Source organism: Microbacterium sp. BH-3-3-3 (genome assembly GCF_007679045.1).
GTDB lineage: Bacteria > Actinomycetota > Actinomycetes > Actinomycetales > Microbacteriaceae > Microbacterium > Microbacterium algihabitans.
The window spans coordinates 114,228-126,589 of sequence record NZ_VEFS01000004.1; the positions used below are offsets into that span (position 1 = coordinate 114,228).

Sequence of the window (12,362 nt, forward strand, 5' to 3'; positions counted from 1 at the left end):
CGACGGATGCCACGACCCCGGGCCGCGCGAGCGGTGGGGTCGTGGCATCCGGGATCTGCTCGGATCACTCCGCGGGAGGAGACACCACCCGCGGGGACGTCGGGTCGAGGCGCGCCCCCGTGCCGACACGGGCGTGGCGACGCGAGTACGCGAAGTAGATCGCGAAGCCGATGGCCAGCCAGATGAGGAAGCGCAGCCACGTCTCGACCGACAGGTTGAGCATGAGGTAGGTGCAGATCAGCGCCGAGAGGATCGGCAGAACCGGGTTGAACGGCACGCGGAAGCCGCGCTTGAGGTCGGGGCGCTTGCGGCGCAGCACGATCACGCCGATCGACACGAGCACGAACGCCGACAGGGTGCCGATGTTCACCATCTCTTCGAGGACGCCGATCGGGGTCACCCCCGCGACGATCGCCACGATCACGGTGACGATGATCGAGATCACCCACGGGGTGCGGAAGCGCGGGTGCACCTTGGCGAGGGAGCCCGGGAGCAGGCGGTCGCGCGACATCGCGAAGATGATGCGCGTCGCGCCGATCAGCAGGGTGAGCACGACGGTGGTCAGACCCGCGACCGCGCCGGCGGCGATGACCGTGGCCATCCACGTCTGTCCGTGGAAGGCGAAGGCGTTGGCGAGGGCCGCGGCGGGGTTGAGCTCGGAGTAGGGCACCATGCCGGTCACGACGATGGCGACCGCGCAGTACAAGATCGTGCAGATGATGAGCGAGGCGATGATGCCGATCGGCAGGTCGCGCTGCGGGCGCTTGGTCTCTTCGGCGGTGGTGGCCACGACGTCGAAGCCGATGTAGGCGAAGAACACCAGGGCGGCACCGGCGAGGATGCCGCCGACGCCGAACGTCGCGGGCTCCAGTCCCGAGAGGAACTGCAGCAGCGGCTGGGTGAGACCCGAGGCCGACTCGGTCGGCACGGAGTCGGGGATGAACGGGTTGTAGTTCGCGGGGTTGATGAACAGGATGCCGGCGATGATGACGAACAGCACGATGAACAGCTTCACGGCGACGAGCACGAGGTTCACGCGCAGCGACTCCTTGATGCCGACGGTCATCAAACCGCCGAGCACGAGCACCAGCAGAATCGCGGGCACGTCGACCACGCCGCCGTACGAGATGGCCTCGGGCAGGGTGATGCCGAGCTGCTGCAGGAAGGTGCCGAGATACGCGCTCCATCCCTGGGCGACCACGCTCGCGCCGAGGAACATCTCGAGGATGAGGTCCCAGCCGATGATCCACGCGAACAGCTCGCCGAGCGACGCGTACGAGAAGGTGTAGGCCGAGCCCGATACGGGCACGGTCGAGGCGAACTCGGCGTAGCACATCGCCGCGAGGCCGCACGCGATCGCGGCGATGATGAAGCTGATGACCACGGCAGGGCCCGCGACGTCGTGGGCGGCGCGACCGGTGAGGGTGAAGATGCCGGCGCCGATGACGACGCCCACACCGAACACCGTCAGGTCGAGTGCGCTGAGGGACTTCTTGAGCCGGAATTCGGGCTCATCGGTGTCGGCGATGGACTGCTCCACCGACTTGGTACGGAAAAGGCTCACGGAACGCTTCCTCTGTCTCTGGTGATGTCCCAGGAGCGAACACCACCCGTGGAGGATAGTCCCTCGCGCGCACCCCCATCCATCGCTTGCGAAGCCGCCCGACGGCACTCGAATAGCAGATGGAATTGTCATGCGGGTAATTCATCGATTACAGGTGTAAGGTTTTTCGTATTATGGCTATGAAGCACATCACGCACCTCGTCGACGATCTCGACGGTTCCGTCCTCGAAGACGGGCAGGGAAAGCAGATCACCTTCTCCGTCGAGGGTCGGGCTTATGAAATCGACCTCTCCGACCGCAACGCCGACAAGTTCTATTCGGCGATCGCCCCCTTCGTCGACGCCGCCCGATCGGTTTCGCGCGGCACCACGACCGCCCGTCGCACGCGCACCACGCGTCGTTCGAGCGACGTCGATCTCGGCGCCGTGCGCGAATGGGCACGCGCCAACGGGCACACCGTGAGCGACCGCGGTCGCGTTCCGGGCACTGTGCTCGACGCGTACGCGGAAGCGAATTCCTGATCGCGTTCCCCCTGCGGTGACCTGCGTTCCGCGCGGGCACCGACCTTGAGCACCACCACGGCAGCGTTCGCCGTGGTGGTGCTCGACCGTGTGGCGACGGGGGTTCCCCGGCGAGAGCACCTCGACACTTTCCGCGGATGCGGTGAAAGCTGACGAAGGTGCGGGTGAATTTGCAATCCGTCGCGGGGAATGGCTTACACGTGGGCCTTATCGTCGCGTCATGGCGAAAAAGCACATCACGCAGATGATCGACGATCTCGACGGGCGCATCATCGAAGACGGAACGACCCTCACGTTCTCGCTCGAAGGCCGGGCATATGAAATCGATCTTTCACATGCCAATGCCGCGAGACTCCACGACGCATTTCACCCGTTCATCTCGGCCGCGCGTGTCGCCGGATCCACGGCCACGACAGTGCGACGTACTCCGCGCGGCCGGGCGATCCCCACTCGCGACCTCACCGACGTCCGCACGTGGGCGCACGAGAACGGCTACGCCATCAACGAGCGCGGTCGCATCTCTTCCGCCGTCCTCGAGGCCTACGACGCCGCGCATTAACCGCGTCGCCTCGCCTCGCCCGCGTCGAAGAGACCGGATGCCCCGCTGAGCGGCATCCGGTCTCTTCTGCGTCGGGGCAGTGCTGATGGGTCAGACCAGGGCGGTGCGCCCGGCGCCGGCGGCGAGGCGCTCGGCGGCGAGACCCTCGGCCGCGGCCAGCGGGGTGACCCCGCGCACGGCGGCCTCGTCGAAGACGCGGCGGATGGTGTCGCCGATGCCCGCCACTCGACCCATGATCTGCTCGAGCGTGCCCTGCTCCTTCGCGACGCCGTCGAGGTAGATCACGCCGCCCGCGTTGACCACGAAGTCGGGCGCGTACAGGATGCCGCGGGCGGCCAACCGGTCGGCTCCGGCGCGGTCAGCGAGGGGGTTGTTGGCGGGCCCGCACACGCTGCGCGCATCGAGGGCGTCGATGACGTCGTCGGTCAGCACGCCCCCGATGCCCGCGGGTACGAAGACGTCGGCGGGCACGAGGTGCGCCTCGCTCGGCTCGACCCACGCGGCGCCGAGCTCCGCGGCGGCGGAGCGCTTGGCGGGGTTGACGTCGGTGACGGTCAGCACGGCGCCCTCGGCGGCGAGGCGCTCGGCGAGACGGCCGCCGACCTGGCCGAGACCGGCGATCGTGATCCGGCGACCGGCGACGTCGCCGGTGCCCACGGCCCGCTCGAGCGTCGCCACGAGGGAGGTGTAGACGCCGAGACTGGTGGGGCCGGCCGGTTCGCCGGAGCCGCCGACGGAGTCGGGCAGACCCACGACGTGCGCGGTGCGCTCGCTGACGACGAGCATGTCTTCGGTGGTCGAGCCCACGTCTTCGGCGGTGCGGTACAGCCCGCCGAGGCTCTCGACCGCATCGCCGAGGTCGAGGAACGCGGCGCGGCGGCGGTCGGCGTCGAGAACGGTGCCCGGGGGCAGACCGACCACCGACTTGCCTCCGCCGGCGTCGAGGCCGGCGGCGGCGTTCTTGAGCGTCATCGCGGCCGACAGGCGCAGCGCGTCGCCGAGGGCGTCGGTCCACGAGGGGTAGGTCCACAGGCGGGCGCCGCCGAGGGCGGAACCGAGAACCGAGGAGTGCAGCGCGACGGCGATGAAGAGGCCGCTGCGCCGCCCCGTGATCACCTCCACGCGCTCGTGGGTGAAATCGGGCAGGGGCAGGGCGTGGGTCATCGCGTTCCTTGTCGTCGGCCGCCTTGTGGGCGGCACTTCCCGGATGCCGCGGCGTTGCGGCATCCGGAATCCATTCTGACGCGTCGCCGGGCGTCACGCGAGCGCACGTTCGCGGGTCGCCCGTGCGCGTTCGCGCCCGGCCGGTGGCGGGGCTCGCTCTAGGCTGTCGGGCATGACCGACGCCCTCCCCACCCGTAGTCGCCTGGTCGCTGCCGCCCTCGAGGAGGCGGGCATCGCCGGCCGCATCGTCGTGCTGCCGGATGCCGCGTCGACGGCTGCGCTTGCCGCGGCCGCCCTCGGTGTCGAGGTCGGCGCGATCGCCAACAGCCTCGTGTTCTGGAGCGACGACGAGCCTCTGCTCGTCATGACCAGCGGTGCGCATCGGGTCGACACGACGGCTCTCGCCGAGCGGCTCGGACGCGGCGGCATCCGTCGGGCGACCCCCGAGCAGGTGCTCACCGCGACCGGCCAGCCCATCGGGGGAGTGGCCCCGACCGGACACCCCGCGCCCCTGACCACGGTGGTCGACGAAGACCTCGCGGCCTTCCCCGAGATCTGGGCCGCGGGCGGCACGCCGCACACGGTGTTTCCGCTGACGTTCGACGAGCTGGTGCGGCTGACCGGCGGCACGGTGACGCGGGTCGCCTGAGCGGGTGCGATCGTCAGGTGGCTGAGCTTGTCGAAGTCACCGGGGGTTCGCGGGGCGTGGGGTGGTGCGACGTGAGGTGGCTGAGCTTGTCGAAGTCACCGGGGGTCCGCGGGTTCCGGTCCCTTCGACAGGCTCAGGGACCTGGGGTTCGCGGGTCTCCGGTCCCTTCGACAGGCTCAGGGACCTGGGTTCTGCGGGTTTCCGGTCCCTTCGACGGGCTCAGGGACCTGGGTTCTGTGGGTTGCGGTCCCTTCGACGGGCTCAGGGACCTGGGGTCCGCGGGTTGCGGTCCCTTCGACAGGCTCAGGGACCTGGGTTCTGTGGGTTGCGGTCCCTTCGACGGGCTCAGGGACCTCGGTTCTGTGGGTTGCGGTCCCTTCGACAGGCTCAGGGACCTGGGGGTCCGCGGGTTGCGGTCCCTTCGACAGGCTCAGGGACCTCGGTTCTGCGAATTTCCGGGCCCTTCGACGGGCTCAGGAAGGGGAAGGGCCGGGCGGCGGCGGGTCGGGGCGGCGCCGCCCGGCGGGCTCACACCCCGGGGGCGGGTGTGAGGGCTGTGAGGCAGACCACCGCAGCGGCGGCCGACCACGCCTGCGGACGGCAGGCGGCGGGGTAGGGCGTCGGCACCGACGAGTGGGTACGCGGGTCGCCCGCGTGCAGCTCGGGCACGCGGTACGCGAAGCCCTCGGCGGCATCGAGCAGGCCGTCGACCACCGCGCGCGCCTGGTCGTGCAGGCCCGCACGCAGCATGCCGTACGCGGCGATCGCGGTGTCGTGCACCCAGACGCTGCCCCCGTGATACGACAGCGGCCAGTATCCGGCGGCGCCGGTCGACATGGTGCGGATGCCGTATCCACTCGACATGCTCTCGCCCAGCAACAGCTGGGCGACGTGCGCCTCTTCGGCGGGGGAGAGGATGCCGGTGCCGAGCAGGTGCCCGATGTTGCTGGTCAGCGTGTCGACCGGGCGCTTGTCGCGGTCGAGGGCGACGGCGGGGTAGCGGCCCTCGGGCGTCTCGACCCAGTAGGTCGCGGCGAAACGCTCCTTGAGGTCGGCGGCCCAGGCGCGCCAGAACGCGACGTCATCGGCATCCGCCCCCTCACCGAACTGCTCGAGCAGGTCGGCTCCGGCGAGGGCGGCCTCGTACGCGTACGCCTGCACCTCGCACAGGGCGATCGGACCCTCGGCGAGGCGGCCGTCGCGCCACTGGATGGAGTCGCCCGAGTCCTTCCACCCCTGGTTCGACAGGCCCGTGCCCATGCGGTCGATGTAGTCGAGGAAGCCGTCTCCGTCGCTGTCGCCGCTGTCGCGGATCCAGCCGAGGGCGCCGCGGAGCGTGGGGAGCAGCGCGCGCACCTCGGCCTCGGGCATGCCGCCGCGCCAGGCGTCGGCGAGCAGGCAGATCCACAGCGGGGTCGAGTCGACGCTGCCGTAGTACTTCGGCGGCAGCACGATGCCCTCACCGGGGATCTCGAGCGCCGAGGCCCGCAGCTCGTGCAGGATCTTGCCCGGTTCCTGCGCGGTCTGCGCGTCGTCGTCGGCGCCCTGCAGGCGGGCGAGGACACGCAGAGTGGATGCCGCGATCTCGCAGTCGAGCGGGAGCGCGAGCCGCGCGGCCCAGATCGAGTCGCGGCCGAAGAGCGTGAAGAACCACGGCGCTCCCGCGGCGAAGAACTCGTCGTCGGGGTGATCGGGGAGCACGAGCCGCAGGGCGTCGAGGTCGTCGAGCGCCGTGCGCAGCCATCGCGACAGGCGCGGGTCGGGGGCGGTCGCGGCGAGGGCAGCGGCATCCCACCGGGCGGGAGCCGTGGCCGAGCCCACGACGAGGGTGTCGTCGCGGAGCGTCAGCGTCCACCCGATCTCGGCGGAGCCGAAGGGAGCGATCTCGACGTCCCACTCGGCCTCGACCTCGTGACCGGTCGACGCCACGCGGGCGCCCGGCGCGACGAGGTCGAGGCCCTGGGCACCGGCATCCACTCGGGCTTCGTCTCCCTCGATCACGGTGTCGGCGTCGCGCGCGGCTGCGTGACCCGACTTCACCTCGTGCAGCTGGGCGAACTCCGGCGCGAGGGTCAGCCGCAGCGTGGTGCGGAGGGGGTGGTCGACGCGCGAGTGCACGGTCCACGACTCGCTCACCACGCCGTCGGCGACGCGGCGGTCGCGCAGCAGCCGCACCTTCGGGTCGGGCGTGGTGTCGTCGAGCCCGCGCAGCAGTCCGCCGAAGACCACGCGCGAGGCGCCGTCGGGGGCGGTCGAGATCCACTCGATCGGTGAGCCGTCGCAGCTCGCGGTGAGCGAGCGCACGTGCCGCACGTCGCCGTGGTAGACACCGTGCACCGCGGCCGCGCCCATGTCTCCCGTGCCGTCGGACCACACCTGGGTGGGGGCCCGCAGCACGATGAGCGCATCGCTGAGCAGCGGTTGCAGGGGAGGGGTGTCGACCGTCGTCCCGGCAGGCGAGGTGGTGGGGGCGGTGGTCATTCTTTGACGGCTCCTTCGCTGGCGTTCATGATGCGGCGCTGGAAGATGAAGAACACCACGGCGACCGGGATCGTCATGATGGCCGCGGCCGCGAGTTTGAGGGGGAATTGGCTGCCCTGGCTGAGCTGACCGCTCGCCAGCGCCGCCACGCCCTTGGTCAGGGTGGTGAGTTCGGGCGACTGGGTGGAGATGACGAAGTGGCTCAGCTCGTTCCACGATCCCTGGAACGACAGGATCACGATCGTGATGAGCGCGGGCCGGGCCATCGGCAGCACGACCGACCAGAAGATGCGGAACGTGCCGGCTCCGTCGATGCGGGCCTGCTCCTCGACCGAGGGGGGGATCGACTCGAAGAAGTTCTTCATGATGAACACGCCCGCGGCATCGACCAGCAACGGCAGGATCATGCCCGCGTACGAGTCGTACATGCCGAGCTGGTTGATCACGAGGAACTTCGGGATCAGCAGCACCACCGAGGGCACGGCCATCACGGCGATCAGGGCGGCGAACACCACCCCGCGCCCGCGGAACTGCAGGCGCGCGAGGGCGTACCCGGCGAGGGAGTTGAAGAACACCCGGCCGGCGGTGACGAACAGGGTCACCACGACCGAGTTGCCGAACCACACGGGGAAGTCGGAGTTCAGGAACAACCGCTCGTAGGCCGCCCACGTGAACGGTTGGGGCGCGAGCGAGATCGGGTCGGCCGCCGCCGCGGCATCCGTCTTGAACGACGTCGCCACCTGCACGAGGAACGGATAGATGTAGATGACCGCGAGAACGATCAGCAGGACGTAGAGACCGATCTGCCAGCGCAGGGCCTTGCCCGACATGCGGTGCTTCGCGGGCCGACCGGGCCCGTCGATGCGCTGCTCGGCGAGAACGGTGGTCTGGGGCGAGGCCGTGGCGGTCATCGCTTCGCTCCCTTCTGTGCGCGCACCTCGTATTGACGCAGGCGTCGGCGCGAGACCGGGCGGTCGCGCAGCACGAAGCGCTGCAGGATCGTGAGCGCCACGATGATGACGAAGAGCACGAAGGCGATCGCCGCACCCTGACCCCACTGCTGCGACAGGAACGCCGAGGAGTAGCTGAGGTAGGCGGGGGTCAGCGTGGTCTTTCCGGGGCCGCCCTGCGTGCCGGTGTAGATCTGGTCGAACACCTGCCACGTGCCGATGAGGCCGAGGGTCAGCACCGTGAACAGCACGGGCTTGAGCTGCGGCAGGGTCACGCGCCAGAAGCGGTGCCAGCCGGTCGCGCCGTCCATCATCGCGGCCTCCTGCACGTCGGCGCCGATGTTCTGCAGGCCGGCGATGAACAGCAGCATGAAGGTGCCCGAGGTGGTGAACACGGCCATGAGGATGAAGGCCGACATCGCGACCGAGGGGCCGGCGAGCCAGTCCCACCACGAGACGCCGAGCATCGTGTTGCCGGTGAGGAAAGCCGGGCCGCTGGTGATGCCCACGGCTCCGAGCAGGTTGTGCACGACGCCGGACGGATCGCTGAACCAGTTCGGTCCGTTGATGCCGAACCACGACAGCGCCTGGTTGACGGCACCGGATGCCGAGAAGAGGAAGAGCCACAGCACGGTGATGGCCACCGAGCTCGTGACCGAGGGGAAGTAGAAGGCGGTGCGGAACAGACCGCGCCCGCGCAGGATTGCGCGGTTGACGAGAACGGCGAGGAAGAGCGACAGGGCCGTCTGCAGCGGCACGACCAGCAGCACGTACCAGGCGTTGTTGCGCAGCGCCGTGCCGAAGTCACGTTCGGCGAGACCGCCGCCGGTGGTGACGGCGGCGTAATTGTCGAGACCGACGAAGCCGACGTTGGACGAGAAGGGGCTGCCGCGCCCGGTCCAGTCGGAGAAGCTCACCCACAGCGCCATGAGCACGGGGACGAGCAGGAACACGCCCAGGATGATCAGCACGGGGGCGGTGAAAAGCCAGCCGGCGGCGGCCTCGCCGCGCCGGATCCCCGGGGAGGAGGATCCGGCGCGACGCGGCGCTGAGGTGAGAGCACTCATGGCTACTTGGTGATGGCCTCGAGGTTGGACTGCGCCGTCTGCAGCAGCGCCTGCGGGTCACCCGTCTTCAGCGACTCCAGCTGGGCGTTGAAGTCGGTGATGACGTCGGCGGCACCGGCCATGTTCGGCGGGAACTGCGCGTACTCGGCTCCGGAGAGGAACGCCGTGAGGTCGGGGTTCGCGGTGCTCCACGCGTCGGCGGCCGACTGGATCGAGGGCATCGGGCCGAAGGCCTTCGAGAACGCCAGCTGCTGGTCGGTGCTCGTCAGGTACTCGACGAGAGAGCGGGCCTGCTCCTGGTTGCCGCTGTCGGCGGCCATGCCCCAGCAGTTGGTGAATTGCAGCGTGCCCTTGCCGCCGGGGCCCGCGGGCAGCTCGGCGACCTGGTACTTCACGTCGGGGTAGTCGGCCGACATGGCGCCGGTGATCCAGTTGCCCTCCATGACCATCGCGGCCTTCTGGGTGCCGAACGCCTCGCCGCCCCAGCCCGCGCCCACATCCGACGCGAAGGCGAAGGTGCCGTCGTTCAGGTGCGTCTTGACGTAGTTCAGCGCCTCGACGTTGGCGGAGCTGTCGGCCGTGGCCGTGCCGTCGGAGACGAGTCCGCCTCCGGCCTCGGCCATGAAGGCACCGACGCGCTGGTACTCGGCGCCGAACGCGAGACCGACGCGGCCGTCGGTGGTGAGCTTCTGGGCGACGGATGCCAACTGGTCCCAGGTCGTGGGGACATCGGCATCCGTCAGCCCTGCCGCCGACCACAGGTCGGTGTTGATGATGAGGGCCAGGGTCGAGAAGTCCTTGGGCGCGCAGTAGAACTTGCCGTCGACGGTGAAGTTGTCGACGAGCGAGGGGTAGAAGTCGTCCTTGTTCGCCAGGTCGTCGCCGTACGCCGCGATCGAGCCGTTCGCCGCGTAGCCGGCCAGGGCCTCGGGGGCGAGGTAGAACAGATCGGGCGGCGAGCCGGCCGCGAAACCCTGCGAGAGCTGCTGGGGGAGGTCGTTGGCGGTCTGCACCTCGGCCTGCACGCCCGACTGCTCGCTCCAGGCGGCGACGGCGTCGGTGACGGCGGTGGTCTCGGCGTCGCCCGAGGAGCCGATGAGGATGCTGAGCTTTCCCGAGCCCGAGGCCTGGGATTCGCCGGGGGTGTCGTTGAATCCGGAGCCGCACGCGGTGAGCGCGAGGGCTCCGGTGGCGAGAAGTGCGCCGGCGGCGAGCCAGTTCCGGGCAGTGTGCCGTGTCATGTGTCTCTCTCCTTCGATGAGGCATGCGACCCCTCCGGGTGCTCGGAGGGCCGTCGGTTTGATCGTTCAAATGACGGTTCGACAACGGTAAGGAACGGCGGTGTTTCCTGTCAAGCGGTTGCCCGCCCGCTTAGGCTGTCGGTCTGGCCGTCCGGCCTGCACCCGCCGTCGCGGAGCGCGCAGGCGCCGGAGGATCGAAAACCGGATGCCGCGGGGCACCGGCCACGGCACGGGGGAGACGAGACATGGCGAAGACGCCCACCGTCGACGACGTCGCACGCGTCGCCGGCGTCTCGCGGCAGACCGTGTCGAACGTCGTGAACACCCCCGACATCGTGCGCGAGGCCACCCGCCTGCGCGTCGAAGCCGCGATCGCCGAGCTCGGCTACCGCCCTCACGCCGCCGCGCGCCGCCTGCGCACGCGTCGGAGCTCGACCATCGGCATCCATCTCGATCCGTACGCCGGGGGAATCTCGGGCGTGGTGCTCGACCGCTTCGTGCACGCCCTCACCGAACGCGCGGGCGAGCGCGACATGCGCGTGCTGCTGTACGCCGCGCGCACGCCCGAAGAGGAGATCGCCCGCCTCGGCGATCTGCTCGAGGGGGGAGAAGTGGATGCCGTCGTCATCACCGGAACCTTCCACGGCGACCCGCGCACGGGGTGGCTGCTCGACCGCGCCCTGCCGTTCGTGTCGTTCGGACGGCCGTGGGGCGAAGACGACGTCGAAGCCCCCGCGCACCTCTGGGTCGACGTCGACGGAGCGGCGGGCACGCGCGCCGCGACCGCGCACCTGCTGGCCCAGGACGGCCAGCGCATCGCCTTCCTCGGGTGGCCCGCCGGGTCGGGCACCGGCGACGAACGCGAGCGCGGGTGGCGCGAGAGCGCGGCCTCGGGACCGCGATGGGTCGTCGAAGAGAACGTCTCGGCGGCCCGCGACGTGGTCGCCGCCGGCCTCGCCGCCGACCCGGGCGTGACGGGCATCGTATGCGCGAGCGACTCCCTCGCGATCGGCGCGCACCTCGCCGTCACCCTCGCCGGCCGGAGCGACATCACGGTCATCGGCTTCGACAACACCCCCGCGGTTGAGGCGCTCGGCCTGTCGAGCGTCGAGCAGTTGCCCGAGAAGGTGGCATCCGGAGCCCTCGACCTGCTCATGGGCGAGAACGGCACGGTCGTCGCCCCCCGCGCACCGACGGCCGGAGCGGCGCACGTGCTGGTGGAGCCGCGGCTCGTCGTGCGCTGAGGCGCGGGGGTGGGCGGGGCGGCGCCCGGGGAGTTTGGGGCGGGATCCGTCGATTGGGGCGAGAATTTCACGCCCCGAACGACGAAACTCGCCCCGAACGCGCGTCAGGCCGGCCGGCCGATGCGGCGGGCGAGCTCGGCGGCGGTTCCGGATGCCGCTGACGCCAGCGCCTCGGCATCGCGCGGGGGTCCGTCGGCCGGCCACGTGATCGCCACGGCCGCGGCGGGCCACCCGGCGTGATCCAGCACCGCGGCGGCGACGGAGCGGAATCCGGGCGTGACCTCGCCGTTCTCGCTCGCGTGGCCGTCGGCCCGCACGAGGCGGAGCACCTCACGCAGCTCGCGCGGGGTCGCGGGGCCCGCACTGTGGCGCTGGGTGAGGGCCGTGGCATCCGGGAACAACGCCCGCACTTGCTCGCGGGGGAGCGCCGCGAGCATGGCCCGCCCCGTCGCCGTCAGGTGTGCGGGGAGGCGCACGCCGACGTCGGTCACGAGCGCGGGGCGGCGCGGAGCGCGCTCTTCGACGATGTACAGCACATCTCGGCCGGCCAGCACGGCGAGGTGGGCAGATTCGCCGACCCGGTCGGAGAGCCCGGCCAGCAGCGGCCGCCCGAGGCGGGCGAGGGGTTGCTGCCGGGCGTATCCGCCGCCGAGCTCGAACGCCGCGGTGCCGAGGCCCCAGCGACGGTCGCCGGGCAGGTGCACGACGTAGCCGTGCTGCTCGAGGGTGGCGAGCAGGTGATAGACGCTCGAGCGCGGGATGCCGAGGGTCGTCGCGATCGACTGCGCGGCCATCGGGCCGGGCTGGCGCGCGAGCAGCGAGAGGATCCGCAGCGTCTGACCGGCGGCGGGAACTTGCGGGCGGGGAATGTCTGGCATGACAGACACAGGATGCCAGAACCCCGTCGTCGCGCGACAGTGCG

General features: G+C 70.5%; 11 protein-coding genes. 4 read left to right on the forward strand and 7 right to left on the reverse strand.

The annotated features are described in order from the left end of the window. Window positions 1-64: 64 nt before the first annotated feature. A complete protein-coding gene (locus FS769_RS12790; RefSeq protein ID WP_144834006.1) occupies window positions 65-1,564 on the reverse strand; it encodes an amino acid permease in 1,500 nt (499 codons plus the stop codon). A gap of 179 nt (window positions 1,565-1,743) precedes the next feature. Between FS769_RS12790 and FS769_RS12795 the strand changes: the two genes are divergently transcribed. Together FS769_RS12795 and FS769_RS12800 are read left to right on the forward strand one after the other, a co-directional pair. After that, entirely contained in the window at window positions 1,744-2,085 is a 342-nt protein-coding gene (locus tag FS769_RS12795) for an Lsr2 family protein (RefSeq protein WP_308071721.1), read from the forward strand. Window positions 2,086-2,305: 220 nt separating this feature from the next. Then, the gene (locus FS769_RS12800) at window positions 2,306-2,644 is read left to right on the forward strand and encodes an Lsr2 family protein (RefSeq protein ID WP_144834010.1); all 339 of its coding nucleotides are present in this window, start codon (window positions 2,306-2,308) and stop codon (window positions 2,642-2,644) included. A gap of 90 nt (window positions 2,645-2,734) precedes the next feature. Here the strand turns inward: FS769_RS12800 and FS769_RS12805 are convergent, their stop codons facing one another. Further along, window positions 2,735-3,808, reverse strand: coding sequence for a Glu/Leu/Phe/Val dehydrogenase family protein (locus FS769_RS12805; protein WP_144834012.1), 1,074 nt, complete (start codon window positions 3,806-3,808; stop codon window positions 2,735-2,737). A gap of 172 nt (window positions 3,809-3,980) precedes the next feature. On the opposite strand from FS769_RS12805, the gene FS769_RS12810 reads away from it, so the two are divergent. Next, complete coding sequence (locus FS769_RS12810; RefSeq protein ID WP_144834014.1) at window positions 3,981-4,457, forward strand: YbaK/EbsC family protein; 477 nt, start codon at window positions 3,981-3,983, stop codon at window positions 4,455-4,457. Window positions 4,458-4,985: 528 nt separating this feature from the next. Here the strand turns inward: FS769_RS12810 and FS769_RS12815 are convergent. The 4 genes from FS769_RS12815 to FS769_RS12830 all read right to left on the reverse strand — a co-directional run bounded on the left by FS769_RS12815 (window position 4,986) and on the right by FS769_RS12830 (window position 10,196). Next, the gene (locus tag FS769_RS12815) at window positions 4,986-6,938 is read right to left on the reverse strand and encodes a glycogen debranching N-terminal domain-containing protein (protein ID WP_144834016.1); all 1,953 of its coding nucleotides are present in this window, start codon (window positions 6,936-6,938) and stop codon (window positions 4,986-4,988) included. Then, on the reverse strand, window positions 6,935-7,768 hold the full coding sequence (locus FS769_RS12820) for a carbohydrate ABC transporter permease (protein WP_396652424.1): 834 nt from the start codon (window positions 7,766-7,768) through the stop codon (window positions 6,935-6,937). The genes FS769_RS12815 and FS769_RS12820 overlap by 4 nt, the downstream gene beginning before the upstream one ends. Window positions 7,769-7,845: 77 nt before the next feature. Beyond that, window positions 7,846-8,955, reverse strand: coding sequence for a carbohydrate ABC transporter permease (locus FS769_RS12825; protein ID WP_144834020.1), 1,110 nt, complete (start codon window positions 8,953-8,955; stop codon window positions 7,846-7,848). 2 nt (window positions 8,956-8,957) lie between these two features. Then, a complete protein-coding gene (locus FS769_RS12830; protein ID WP_144834022.1) occupies window positions 8,958-10,196 on the reverse strand; it encodes an extracellular solute-binding protein in 1,239 nt (412 codons plus the stop codon). Window positions 10,197-10,441: 245 nt separating this feature from the next. Between FS769_RS12830 and FS769_RS12835 the strand changes: the two genes are divergently transcribed. Continuing rightward, window positions 10,442-11,440, forward strand: a complete 999-nt coding sequence (locus FS769_RS12835; protein ID WP_144834024.1) for a LacI family DNA-binding transcriptional regulator — start codon at window positions 10,442-10,444, stop codon at window positions 11,438-11,440. A gap of 104 nt (window positions 11,441-11,544) precedes the next feature. Here FS769_RS12835 and FS769_RS12840 read toward each other — a convergent pair whose 3' ends face one another. After that, window positions 11,545-12,318, reverse strand: coding sequence for an IclR family transcriptional regulator (locus FS769_RS12840; RefSeq protein WP_144834026.1), 774 nt, complete (start codon window positions 12,316-12,318; stop codon window positions 11,545-11,547). Window positions 12,319-12,362: the final 44 nt, after the last annotated feature.

What these genes read in the sequence shown, in the direction of transcription:
- FS769_RS12840 (WP_144834026.1), bottom strand. Translation starts at nt 12,318, where the DNA reads ATGCCAGACATTCCCCGCCCGCAAGTTCCCGCCGCCGGTCAGACGCTG.
- FS769_RS12805 (WP_144834012.1), bottom strand. Translation starts at nt 3,808, where the DNA reads ATGACCCACGCCCTGCCCCTGCCCGATTTCACCCACGAGCGCGTGGAG.
- FS769_RS12815 (WP_144834016.1), bottom strand. Translation starts at nt 6,938, where the DNA reads ATGACCACCGCCCCCACCACCTCGCCTGCCGGGACGACGGTCGACACC.
- FS769_RS12810 (WP_144834014.1), top strand. Translation starts at nt 3,981, where the DNA reads ATGACCGACGCCCTCCCCACCCGTAGTCGCCTGGTCGCTGCCGCCCTC.
- FS769_RS12825 (WP_144834020.1), bottom strand. Translation starts at nt 8,955, where the DNA reads ATGAGTGCTCTCACCTCAGCGCCGCGTCGCGCCGGATCCTCCTCCCCG.
- FS769_RS12800 (WP_144834010.1), top strand. Translation starts at nt 2,306, where the DNA reads ATGGCGAAAAAGCACATCACGCAGATGATCGACGATCTCGACGGGCGC.
- FS769_RS12835 (WP_144834024.1), top strand. Translation starts at nt 10,442, where the DNA reads ATGGCGAAGACGCCCACCGTCGACGACGTCGCACGCGTCGCCGGCGTC.
- FS769_RS12795 (WP_308071721.1), top strand. Translation starts at nt 1,744, where the DNA reads ATGAAGCACATCACGCACCTCGTCGACGATCTCGACGGTTCCGTCCTC.
- FS769_RS12820 (WP_396652424.1), bottom strand. Translation starts at nt 7,768, where the DNA reads ATGTCGGGCAAGGCCCTGCGCTGGCAGATCGGTCTCTACGTCCTGCTG.
- FS769_RS12830 (WP_144834022.1), bottom strand. Translation starts at nt 10,196, where the DNA reads ATGACACGGCACACTGCCCGGAACTGGCTCGCCGCCGGCGCACTTCTC.